Genomic DNA, 11,605 nt, shown 5'->3' with positions numbered 1-11,605 from the left:
ACCTGTGGTTTACGAGACCGATAACACGACGATAGCCGACGCCGTCGAGCGGGTACTGGCGGGCGAGCGATTGGATCGCCGTGACGGGCTAGCACTCATCGCACAGCCGGTCGGGGAGCTCGCGGCCGCCGCCGACTACGTCCGCGCGCAGTTCGGTGACGACACGGTCGACGCCTGCTCGATCGTGAACGCGAAAGCGGGCAACTGTGCGGAGGACTGTGGCTTCTGTGCCCAGTCCGTCCACTTCGACGCCGGCATCGAGACGTACGGGTTTCTCAACCCCGAAGAGATACTCGAAGCGGCGAAACGGGCCGAGCGCGACGGTTCCCAGCGCTTCGGCATCGTCGTCGCCGAGAAAGGCGTCTCCAAAGAACGACGACCCGACGAGTGGCAGGAGGTGCTCCGGGCCATCCGCCTCGTTCGCGACGAGACCAACGTCGAGGTGGACGCATCGCTCGGCATCCTCACGGAGACAGAAGCCCAGATTCTCGCCAACGAGGGGATCAACCACTACAATCACAACATCGAGACCTCTCCCCGGTTCTTCCCGGAGATCGTTGGGACCCACTCCTTCGAGGACCGTGTCGAGACCCTGGAGATCGCCAAAGCGGTCGGAATGGACCTCTGTGCCGGCGTTATCCTCGGCATGGGTGAGACGCCGACGGACCGCGTGGACGCCGCTATCGCCCTGCAGGAGATCGGTGTCTCCTCGCTCCCGGTGAACGTCCTCAACCCGATCGAGGGGACGTCGCTGGGCGACCGACTCGGTGAAGACGCGGCAATCTCCACCGACGAGATCATCAGAACCATCGCAGTCTATCGGTTGCTCCACCCCCACGCGCGGGTGCGGCTCACGGGCGGTCGCGAGGTCAACCTCGAGACGGACGAACAGCACCTGCCGTTCGAGGCGGGAGCCGACGGCATCCTGACTGGCGACTACCTCACCACGTCGGGGCAGTCCCCCGGTGACGACATCGAGGTGATGGAGCGGGCCGGGATGGAGCCGAACATGGCCGTCAACGAGTTCGATACGGAGGCCGTCAAGGCGCGGACGACACGGGAACGCAGGACGATAAAAACGGCAGCAGAACCGGCGATAAGCAACGCGGAACTAGAGGAGTAACATGCACGAAAGCAACTTCGCAGTGCTCGGTACCGGCGGTATCGGTCGACGAATGCTCGAGGTCTCGACGGAGAAGGCGGGGCTGACGCCCGTCGCAGCGTGTGACCGTCACGGAGTCGCCATCGACCACGACGGCCTCGACGTGGACGAGTTGCTTGCGGCGACGGAAGGGAACGTTGCGAGCGACCCCGAGGGGCGCGACGTGACCACGGACGGCGGGTCGGCGTCCACCCGAGGTAGTGGCGTCAAGCAGACCGGCGAGGACGCTGGCGTCGTCGCGTCCGCACAGGCGACCGCCACGGAGACGCCGATCGACGACGTCATCGCAGAGAGCGACCGGATCGACGCGGTGCTCATCGCGCTCCCGAACTTCGAACACGACTTCATCCCGCGGGTGGCCGACCGCTTCGCGGACGCGGACTACTCCGGTGTCCTCGTCGACGTGCTCAAACGCTCCCGAGTCATCGGGATGCTCGACGAGCGCGCGGATACCTTCCGAGAGCGAGGGATCACGTTTGTCTGCGGTGCCGGTGCCACGCCTGGCTTGCTCACCGGCGCAGCGGCCATCGCGGCCCAGTCGTTCGTTGAGGTCGAGGCGGTCGATATCTGGTGGGGTGTCGGACTCAAATCCGGTTACGAGGACAACCGCGGCACCGTCCGCGAGGACATCGCCCATCTGCCGGGGTACGATATCGAGGACGCCCACAAGATGAGCGACGAGGAGATCGCGGCGGTCATCGACGAGCACGACGGCGTCATCGAGTTCCGGGACATGGAGCACGCCGACGACGTACTCCTAGAGCGCGCTGGCATCTGCGACGCCGCGGATGTAACGGTCGGCGGTATCCTTGACGTGACCGCCGACGAGAAGCCCACGACGACGACCGTGCGTGTCACGGGTCGGACGTTCGACGGGGAGACGGCGACGAACACCTTCCAGCTCGGCGATGATACGAGCATGGAGGCCAACGTCAACGGGCCAGCCCTGGGCTACATGAAAGCGGCCCTCCGCCGTAATCGCGCTGGCGAGTACGGGGTGTTCGGTCCCGCCGAGCTGATGCCGGGGTTCTAGAGATGCGCCGCGAATCGGACCTTGGTTTGGATGCCGACGCGGGCCGGAGCCGAGGACACGGGTTCGACCTCGCGCCCCGGCTCGCTGCGCGGGAGCGACGGGGGCTCAGGCGGAACCTCACTCCGGCCGAACGGGTCGCCGCGCGCACCCGCGTGGCTCCCGATCCGAAGGGGGGAGTACCCGACTTCGATAGCCGGGAGCAACTGGTGTTCGCCGCGAACGACTACCTCGGCCTCGCAGCTAACGAGCGCGTACAGGCGGCGGCAGCCGATGCGTCCCGCCAGACCGGGACCGGTGCCGGTGCGAGTCGGCTCGTGACCGGTGACACACGAACACATCGCGCCCTCGAACGCGAGATCGCCGAGACGAAGGAGACGGCGCGCGCGCTCGTTTTCTCGTCGGGGTACGCGACGAACCTCGGGGTGCTCTCGGCACTGGCTCCGGACCTCGTCTTCTCCGACGAACTGAACCACGCAAGCATCATCGACGGCTGTCGCCTCGCCGACACGGAGACGCAGGTGTACGACCACTGCGACCCCAACGATCTCCGTGCGATGCTCGACCGACGCGCCCACGAGGCGACCGGGGACGAATCGTGGCTGGTCGTCACTGACTCCGTATTTAGCATGGATGGTGACGTGGCTCCCCTCGAGGAGCTCTGTGCCGCCGCCGAAGAGTACGGCGCGTGGCTGATGGTCGACGAGGCGCACGCGACCGGCCTATACGAGGCAGGCGGCGGTATCGTCCAGCGCGAGGGGCTCGCCGACCGCGTCCACGTGCAGATGGGGACGCTTTCGAAGGCGCTCGCGAGCCAAGGCGGGTACGTCGCTGGCAGTGAGATGTTGATCGAGCATCTGCTCAACACCGCCCGCTCATTCATCTTCTCCACGGGTCTCACACCGCCGGCCGCGGCGGCCGCCCACAAAGCGTTCCAGATCGCTCGCGATGGCGACTGGCCGGCGCGGCTCTGGGCGAACGTCGAGCGACTGCGCGACGGACTCGAGGAACTGGGGTACGAGGTGTGGGGCGAGACCCAGATCCTGCCCGTTGTTGTCGGCGAGCGGGAGACCACAATGACACTCGCCGAGCGGCTCCGCGAGCGAAACATCATCGCGCCGGGGATTCGACCGCCGACGGTCTCCGAGGGGACCAGCCGTATCCGGGTGGCACCGATGGCGACGCACACGGACGAGGAGATCGACCGCTGTCTGGCGGCCTTCCGCGATGCTGGCCGTGCTCTCGATCTGCTATGACCGAGGATTTTGCGGTCGTTGGGACGGACACAGGCGTCGGCAAGACCATCGTCACCGCAGGACTGGTCGGGAATCTCCGCGAGGCCGGTGTCGTCGCTCGCGCTGTCAAACCCTGCCAGACCGGCTTCCCCCCGGACGACGACGCGGGGTTCGTCGCCGAAGTCTGTGGGACGTCCGCTGCCGCAACCTGTCTCCGCCGCCTGGAGGAACCGCTGGCTCCCCAAGTTGCTGCCGAAAAAGCAGGCCGCACCCTCTCCTATGGGACGCTACTGACGGACTGTGAACGGGCGCTGGCCGACGCGGCGTGTGGCGTCCTCGAGGGCGTCGGTGGACTCCGAGTGCCACTGGCCGAGGGACGGGAGGTAATCGACCTCGTGGCCGACCTCAAGCTCCCCGCCGTGGTTGTCGCCCGGTCGGTGTTGGGGACACTGAATCACACGGCGCTGACCGTCGACGCGCTTCACGAGCGCGGGATCCCGGTCCACAGTGTCGTTCTCAACGAGTACGAGGAGGCCACCGTTGCCGAACGGACGAATCCAGCCATGCTCGAACGAATGCTTGACGTGCCGGTCGAGACGCTCCCACCACTGGACCTGACGGACCCAACGGCCGTTGTCAGTGGTACGGCGGAACTCCTTTCGGAGTCGCTGATCGGGGACGCCGGATAGCGTAGCGGCCCGGGCCGCCAAACCGGTTGCTCCACGGCCCGGCGACCGGAATCAGTCGTCCGCGTGCGACTCCGGTGTGAACGTGACCCCATCAATTTCGATTTTTTCGGGAATGCGACTGGTGTCGTGTGTCCCTACCGGCGGGAGGTTCACGTCGGCAGCGACCGAGACGGACAAGTCCGTTTCGTCGTCGATTGCGGACATCTCGCCATCTGCGTTACGGGCGTCCTGGTCGATACGCATCGAGCAGAACTCGACGCCACACATCGAGCAGAACCGTGCGTCCTTGTAGTTGTCACCCGGCAACGTCTGGTCGTGATATGCTTGTGCTCGTTCCGAGTCGAGAGCGAGTTCGAACTGACGGCGCCAGTCGAACTCGTACCGCGCCTCAGAGAGCGCATCGTCCCAGTCCCGCGCGCCGGGGAGACCAGTCGCGACGTCCGCCGCGTGCGCCGCGATTCGATACGCTGCGAGGCCGTCACGAACGTCGTCTTTGTCCGGCAGACCGAGGTGCTCTTTGGGCGTGACGTAACAGAGCATCGCTGCACCCGCACGGGCGGCTTCCGTCGCGCCGATTGCGCTGGTGATGTGGTCGTATCCCGGCGCAACGTCCGTGACGAGTGGGCCGAGCACATAGAACGGTGCGCCGTCACAGACTTCCTGCTGCCGCTCGACGTTGTCCTCGATTTCGTCCATCGGAACGTGCCCAGGTCCTTCGACCATCACCTGCACACCGTGCTCCCACGCGGTCCGCGTAAGTTCCCCGAGTGTTTCGAGTTCGGCGAACTGCGCTTCGTCGCTGGCGTCGGCTAGACAGCCAGGGCGGAACCCGTCGCCGAGCGAAAACGTCACGTCGTGCTCGGCGAAGATGTCACAGATTTCCTCGAACTTCGTGTACAGTGGGTTCTGCATCCCATTTTCTTCGATCCACTGGGCCAAGATAGACCCTCCTCGCGAGACGATACCCGTCTTGCGACCATCCGTCAGCGGCAGGTGCTCCATGAGTACACCCGCGTGGATGGTCATGTAGTCGACCCCCTGTTCAGCCTGCTTTTCGATAATGTCGAGAAGGAGTTCGTGCGTGATATCGGCAGGACTTTCGGCCTGCTTGATGGCCTCGTAAATCGGGACCGTTCCGATGGGAACGGGTGAATGTTCGACGTTGGCTTCACGAATCTCGTCGAGGTCGTCGCCCGTCGAGAGATCCATCACCGTGTCGGCACCGTAGTGGACTGCTGTGTGGAGCTTCTGAAGCTCCCCCTGAAGGGTGCTGGTCGTGTCGCTGTTCCCGATGTTGGCGTTGACTTTCGTGGAGAACTCTTTCCCGATGATCATCGGGTCGAGTGACTCGTGAGCGTTGTTATTCGGAATCACTGCCTGGCCGTCCGCAACCTGCTTACGGACGAACTCTGGCTTCCGATTTTCCCGTTCTGCCACGCGTCGCATGGCAGCGGTTATCTTTCCGGACTTGGCGTGCTGAAGTTGGGTTCGTGCCACGTATTACATAGTAGTACTACTAAGTTATAAATCTCGGGTAGAAGGAGCAACGACCCCTGTCGAAAGTGTAGAAATATCGTCGATTATCGTTCTCGATTTGACCACAACATACGGAGAAAGCTTGCGAGGCGTAGGTCAGGGTTCGGCCGTCTTTTCGTCGTTGCTCTCGTGCTCATCGTCTATCTCGACGCCCAGCCGTGAGCCGTCGACGCCGAACTCGTCTTCGAGTAGTTTCGGCACCTCCGTGGGGCTCACATCCGAATACCACCGATTGCGTGGATGAATCACGATTGCCGTTCCCTCGGCGCTACACAGTCCGAGACAGCTCGTCTCTGCGACGTGGACGCGCGACCAGAAGATATCCTGCCTTGTTGAACGCAAGACAGCGTCGGGGTAGGGTCGGTAACTCACGGTTTCACGGCGTTAAAGCACGGTTCTTACACTCAGAAGATGTAGTAGCTGCCGCTGACGGTGTTGCTCGAAGAGTCAAAACTATGCCATCTTACTCCCTTGATCAGATGACGATGGCGATGCCTCTCCCAAATATGTCCGGAGAAGGGGGAGCAGGCGGCGAGCCCTAACTCGCCGCCTGCGTTAGGTTATGGATGATGCACTTCCGCGTGAGCTCCCGGAACTGGCCGTGCCAGCTCCGGGAGCGTAGCTTCTCGCCGTCGTCTTCCTTCAACTGCGAGAAGCCCGTTTCACTCATCCAGCGCTGGTTGTAATCCTCATTCATCCGGGCGTTGTGAGCCTTCTGTAGCGGTGTTTGCTCTCTGTGCTTGATCAGTGGTCGCGTTGAGTTGGAGCGACACTCCTCACGGAGATCGCTCCATGAGTAGTTTGCGTCGGCAGATAACACGCGCAGGTCTTCCGCGTTCCGGCGGAAGACCTGCATCCCAATATGACCGTCCCATGCCTTCTGCGTCGTGAAATGAACGTCCTTGATCGCTAGCGAATTCACGTCGATCAAAATCGTCGTCTTCATCGACTGAAACGAGAAGTCTGCGCGGTCGCGGTAGTGGTAGCTGGTTTGATCGCGTTGAAAGCCGCTTGCGTCAATTGCGGCTTCACCACTCCAGCCCGCCTGCTCCGCCGAAGCGCGGAGCAGGCGGCGGAGTTCACGCATTCGGTACTCCTTTTCCCACCGACAAAACGAGCTGTAGTGCGGTGCGTCGTCAAGATCAAACACGGCGAGGACGCCGGGCATTTCGTTGAGGTAGTCTTCGGTCTCACGGAGACTCTTCTCCAGTTCGACGCGGTACAGGATCAACGCGATCTGCACCCACTCGGCGTACCCGTCCGCGCCGTCCGGCGCGGCGGGTACGTCCGGATCATCAACATGCTGTTTGGCAAGGTCTCGACACATCCAAGCAAGCCGTCTGAGCGATGCCATATCGCCAGACGGCGTCCATTTCCGGGTTAATCTGGCGGAATATTACAGTAAGAGCGTCCCAGACCGTCGTCACTAGGCGGCAAAACAAGGCATGCTAACATCAAATATCCCAACAAACGCATGATCGTTCATTTCATGCAGCCCCATATGCCGTATTTAGGGAGCAAGGCGGACGAACTCCGTCGTCGCGTCGAAGACGAGGGGCTTGTTGTTAGGTCTCGAGATCCGAAAAAAATAGAGAAATACGATACTGACGAGGCAAATGTGGTCAGTGGGCTAGATGGGGGGTTTAGAGAGGGATACATCAGTGAATCGGAACTTCGACAGATCTATATTGAAAATCTAGAAATCGTACTGGAACACGTCGAAGAACTACTCAAAGAGATCGACGGAAAAGTCGTCATAACCTCAGATCACGGCGAACATCTCGGGGAAAACGGGTTAGCTGGACATTTCAAATACAAATATACAGAGGAACTCCGGATCGTTCCATGGTTAGTTATTGACAACATCCGTCTTTAGTTAGGAGACGAACCGCGTGACAGTGGCGGCTTATCGAGGCTACTTTTCGGAAGGAATGAGGAGGTGTCGAGTGTGCACAACGAAACCTCCTCATCACGGATTATGCGTCGGCTCACTACACTGTTTCCCTCCGAATTCCTCGAAGAGCACGCCGAGGAACTCGGCGTGGTCGAACGCGACCGCAAGCTCCAGATTCCCGTCTTCGTCTGGGCATTCGTGTTCGGCTTCGCCGCAGGCGAACGCCGAACACTCGCAGGGTTTCGACGCAGCTACAACTCCACAGCTGACGAGCCGATCTCACCGGGTGGGTTCTATCAGCGGTTGACGCCGACGCTCGCGGAGTACTTCCGCGACCTCGTCGAGCACGGTCTCGACGAGGTCGCTGTTCCCGACACTGTTGACGTTGACATCGACCGATTCAGTGATGTAATGATCGCTGATGGAACGGTGTTGCGGTTACACGAGTTTCTCGCTGATCAGTTCGAAGCCCGCCACGAGGAGCAGGCTGGAGCGAAGCTCCACCTGCTCCACAATGCCACTGAACAGACGATTGAACGGATCGACGTTACCGACGAGAAAGCACACGACAGCACGCTGTTCAAGACAGGGTCGTGGCTTGAGAACCGCCTCGTATTGTTCGACCTCGCGTACTTCAAGTACCGACGGTTTGCGCGGATCGACGAGAACGGCGGCTCCTTCGTGAGCCGGCTGAAACAGAACGCGAATCCGGTGATTACGGATGAATTACGGGAATGGCGCGGCCGCGCCATTCCCTTGGAGGGCAAGCAACTCCGTGATGTGCTCGACGATCTCGACCGGACGTACATCGATGTGGAAGTCGAAGTCGAGTTCAAGCGCGGGCCGTACAACGGGACGCGGTCGCTGGATACGAAGCGGTTCCGCGTCGTCGGCGTCCGCGACGAGGACGCCGACGACTACCATCTATACGTGACAAATCTGTCGCGAGAGGAGTTCTTTCCGGCGGATTTAGCGCAGATCTACCGGTGTCGGTGGGAAGTGGAGTTGCTGTTCCGTGAGTTGAAGACGCAGTACGACCTGGACGAGTTCGACACGAGCAACGAGCACGTGGTGAAGATCTTGCTGTACGCAGCGTTGCTGTCACTGCTTGTGAGCCGTGATCTGTTGGATCTGGTCACCGAGCAGGCGGATGATGAGCTCGTGTTTCCACCGGAACGCTGGGCGGCGACCTTCCGGTCGCACGCCCAGCTCATCCTCCACGAACTCGGTGAGCACCTCGGTTATTCGCCACCGCCGCTGTTGGAGCGGCTGATCGAGGACGCACAGAAGATCCACAAGCAACGACCGATCTTACAAGAGACGCTCGCTACCGCTACACAACCGAGGTGTGAGTCTTAACTAAAGACGAATGGTTATTGACAACGGTTCGCGACCAGTAATAACCGAAGAAGAACCAGTTACTTCAGCGACTGTGAGTCAAGCGGATATCGAAGAGAGGCTGAAAAACCTCGGATACAAAGAATAAAGCGATTCTCTAAACTCTACTGTGGTTCGTTCTCTGAGAAGTCAGTCGATTCTAATTACTCGTCGAACTGGGCTGCAGTTTCACGAAGTCCCGTTTCAAGGTCGACAGTGGGACTGTAGCCGAGCATCGACTCGGCTTTCGAGATTGAAGCCTGCGAGTGGCGCACGTCACCCGGCCGTGGATCGTCGTGTTTCGGATGGAGAGCAGTGCCAAGCACCTCGTTTATCGTCTTGACGAGTTCGTTGATTGTGATTCGGCTGCCCCCAGCGATATTGAAGATTTCGCCAGCACAGTCGGCGGTCGCTGCCGCGAGGTTGGCCGCCATGACATCGTCGACATAGACAAAATCCCGTGACTGTTCGCCGTCGCCGTAGATCACTGGCTGCTGGCCGTCGATCATCAACTGGATAAACTGGGGAATAACTGCTGCATACTCCCCCTCAGGATTTTGTCGGGGACCGAAGACGTTGAAATAGCGGAGCGCAATGGCATCGAGTTCGTATTGCTCGGCATACTGCAAGGCGAGCTGTTCGGTGTACCGTTTCGAGAGCGCATACGGCGACTCTGGTGCTGTCGGCGCCTCCTCTGAAACTGGGACCTCATTATCAGAACCATAGACGGCGGCTGACGAGGCGAGTATCACCCGACAGACACCTTCGTCACGGGCAGCTTCAAGCAGTTTTGCCGTCCCTGTACAGTTGACATCGGTTGTCCGTGCCGGGTGTTCGATACTTTCTGGCACCGAGATGGCCGCCGCATGATGAAACACCACGTCCACGCCTTCGATGGCTGTTTCTAGTGCGGCCTCATCCCGCAGATCACCCTCAACCAGCTCAAAAGACTCGCCAGCACTCGACAGATTTGACCGTGTTCCCGTGGAGAAATCATCCAATCCCGTGACCTTCCACCCCTCATCGAGAAGAGTGTCGACCAAATGAGACCCGATAAATCCGGCAGCACCAGTGACAAGCGCAGATCGCATAGCAGTATTTGGTGGTGACGGCCTATTGAAGACGTTGTTCTCGTCCGTGACACCTATTCCAGACTGTCTGTCCGTATCTCTCCGAGCGTTTCACAGATACGACTCGTTGCGTCGGTGGCGAAATACTGCTCACGGTCAAATTCCTTGGAATCATTGTCTAGCGCTGATACAAGTTGGTCAACTGATGAGACAAGCGTCGCTACCCCATCGTCAAGCAGCCGTTGAAGCGTCTCACCTTCCTCACAGTCGTAGAGATAGGTCTCTAGCCCGAACTGTAACCCCTCGTAGAGTGCCGTTGAATATACCCCAATTTGACCGCTGGCCTCGGCAAACAGACGATATAGTGCCGGCTCCGACGTATCGATCACCTCGATATCCGTGTCGACGAGCCATGGATACTCGCTGCGCCACCGATCGTACTCCCCGGGATGGAGTTTGTAGACGACTTCAGAGCTAATCTCCGGGTGTTGATTGACGGCAACTGCGAACTTCGAGAGCTGTTTTCCGATTGTACCCTGTGAAATAAACAGGAGACGATCGGTGGTCTCGACATCGTCGTAGGTGTGGGCCGCCTGTTCGAGATACGGATAACCGACTGGGATAACACGCTCCTTCGGTATGGGAAATTCGGCTGCGTCCGTCCAAAATTCGCCGAATGTGAGCAGGTAATCCGGAAATGTCTCTTTGGTCCGTGGACTAGGATAGGCGTAGCCGAAGTGATTCGGATAAATGACGCCGTGCTGGAGTTCAACGACTGGTACGTCCTGCTGTTGGCAGACTTCAATAAATGTTTCTCGACCGTAGCTGGCGATAATGACCACCAGTTCAGGGTCAACTTGGTCAATAAGTCGTCGGTAGAACGGGAGTGTCGTCCGCCGGTCGTACAACTCCGCGTGTGCCATCGAGAGGAGGTTGATACTCGCATCGAACCGCTCTCGAATCTCGTCATGGGCAGTTTCTAGTTGCTGACGTTCGGGCGCTGGAATAGTTGGTTCGTTGAACCCGAGTAGCTGCTGCAGTTCTCTACCAACAGTTATTAAATCGAGATAACGGAGGTTCTTGGTTCGGGCCGGTCTCCGGTGAGTCAGAAAGTACGGCTCTTCGAAATGGACGTAGTCGTAGTCACAGGCTTCGTGGACCGGATCACAGTAGAGGTCCCACCAGTAGCCGTCCTCGCGCTGTTTACGTCGTCGCGTGCCGAGATAGAGAATATCATGTTCGCCGGCGAAATACGGATTATTCCGAACGAGGTTTCTGAGGAACAGTCCAGCTCCTTTGCTATACTGCCGCCACGCCGTGGTGTTGTCACCATGGGCGACCCCCCTACCATTTTGTTGTTTGATCTGTTTAAAAACTGGAAGCCGAAGCCGCTCCCAGACCGGAACACCGTCTATTCGAATATCAAAAAGGGAGTGATCGAGTTCGAATGACTCGAAGTTGGCGGCGACAGTGTTCATTATATATATCTCGAACCAGCAGCTGGATAAATCGTTTCGTCTTTGACTGTCTTGTTGTCTATAGTTCTGCCGTCTGTTCTCGCCCCGGCGCCCACGACGCTCTGTTATCAAGCTCCGCGAGCACAAAGTATAAT

10 protein-coding genes and 1 pseudogene are annotated in these 11,605 nt (G+C 59.6%); 6 read left to right on the top strand and 5 right to left on the bottom strand.

Going from position 1 to position 11,605, the window contains the following annotated elements; translation table 11 throughout:
- Positions 1 to 4: 4 nt before the first annotated feature.
- The 4 genes from bioB to bioD are packed head-to-tail and all read left to right on the top strand — an operon-like array spanning position 5 to position 4,116.
- On the top strand, positions 5 to 1,123 hold the full coding sequence (gene bioB, locus ACZ45C_RS12500; protein WP_460561977.1) for a biotin synthase BioB: 1,119 nt from the start codon (positions 5 to 7) through the stop codon (positions 1,121 to 1,123).
- A gap of 1 nt (position 1,124) precedes the next feature.
- Complete coding sequence (locus tag ACZ45C_RS12495; RefSeq protein WP_460561979.1) at positions 1,125 to 2,195, top strand: saccharopine dehydrogenase family protein; 1,071 nt, start codon at positions 1,125 to 1,127, stop codon at positions 2,193 to 2,195.
- Between the two features lie 2 nt (positions 2,196 to 2,197).
- A complete protein-coding gene (locus tag ACZ45C_RS12490; protein WP_460561981.1) occupies positions 2,198 to 3,448 on the top strand; it encodes an aminotransferase class I/II-fold pyridoxal phosphate-dependent enzyme in 1,251 nt (416 codons plus the stop codon).
- A complete protein-coding gene (gene bioD, locus ACZ45C_RS12485; RefSeq protein ID WP_460561983.1) occupies positions 3,445 to 4,116 on the top strand; it encodes a dethiobiotin synthase in 672 nt (223 codons plus the stop codon). The genes ACZ45C_RS12490 and bioD overlap by 4 nt, the downstream gene beginning before the upstream one ends.
- A gap of 51 nt (positions 4,117 to 4,167) precedes the next feature.
- On the opposite strand, the gene thiC is transcribed toward bioD, so the two are convergent.
- From thiC to ACZ45C_RS12470, 3 genes and pseudogenes are all read right to left on the bottom strand, one after another.
- On the bottom strand, positions 4,168 to 5,613 hold the full coding sequence (thiC, locus tag ACZ45C_RS12480; RefSeq protein ID WP_460561985.1) for a phosphomethylpyrimidine synthase ThiC: 1,446 nt from the start codon (positions 5,611 to 5,613) through the stop codon (positions 4,168 to 4,170).
- 135 nt (positions 5,614 to 5,748) lie between these two features.
- Positions 5,749 to 6,003: pseudogene (locus tag ACZ45C_RS12475) on the bottom strand (hypothetical protein); the annotation flags it as partial.
- 187 nt (positions 6,004 to 6,190) lie between these two features.
- Positions 6,191 to 7,006 (bottom strand): IS5 family transposase, encoded by an 816-nt coding sequence (locus tag ACZ45C_RS12470; protein WP_464374304.1) that lies wholly within the window; start codon positions 7,004 to 7,006, stop codon positions 6,191 to 6,193.
- A gap of 120 nt (positions 7,007 to 7,126) precedes the next feature.
- On the opposite strand from ACZ45C_RS12470, the gene ACZ45C_RS12465 reads away from it, so the two are divergent.
- Together ACZ45C_RS12465 and ACZ45C_RS12460 are read left to right on the top strand one after the other, a co-directional pair.
- Positions 7,127 to 7,528: a hypothetical protein gene (locus ACZ45C_RS12465; protein WP_460561823.1), complete on the top strand. Its 402-nt coding sequence runs from the start codon at positions 7,127 to 7,129 to the stop codon at positions 7,526 to 7,528.
- A gap of 102 nt (positions 7,529 to 7,630) precedes the next feature.
- Complete coding sequence (locus ACZ45C_RS12460) at positions 7,631 to 8,905, top strand: IS4-like element ISH8B family transposase (protein WP_010890432.1); 1,275 nt, start codon at positions 7,631 to 7,633, stop codon at positions 8,903 to 8,905.
- A 182-nt stretch (positions 8,906 to 9,087) separates the two neighbouring features.
- On the opposite strand, the gene ACZ45C_RS12455 is transcribed toward ACZ45C_RS12460, so the two are convergent.
- On the bottom strand, positions 9,088 to 10,014 hold the full coding sequence (locus tag ACZ45C_RS12455; protein ID WP_460562285.1) for an SDR family oxidoreductase: 927 nt from the start codon (positions 10,012 to 10,014) through the stop codon (positions 9,088 to 9,090).
- Positions 10,015 to 10,067: 53 nt separating this feature from the next.
- Positions 10,068 to 11,471 carry a hypothetical protein gene (locus ACZ45C_RS12450; RefSeq protein WP_460562287.1) on the bottom strand — a complete coding sequence of 468 codons (1,404 nt, stop codon included), beginning with the start codon at positions 11,469 to 11,471 and terminating at the stop codon, positions 10,068 to 10,070.
- Positions 11,472 to 11,605 lie beyond the last annotated feature (134 nt).

This window comes from Halorubrum pallidum, from assembly GCF_055380345.1.
Note: the sequence above shows the minus strand (reverse complement) of the source record. Positions and strands in the feature narration are given on the sequence as shown.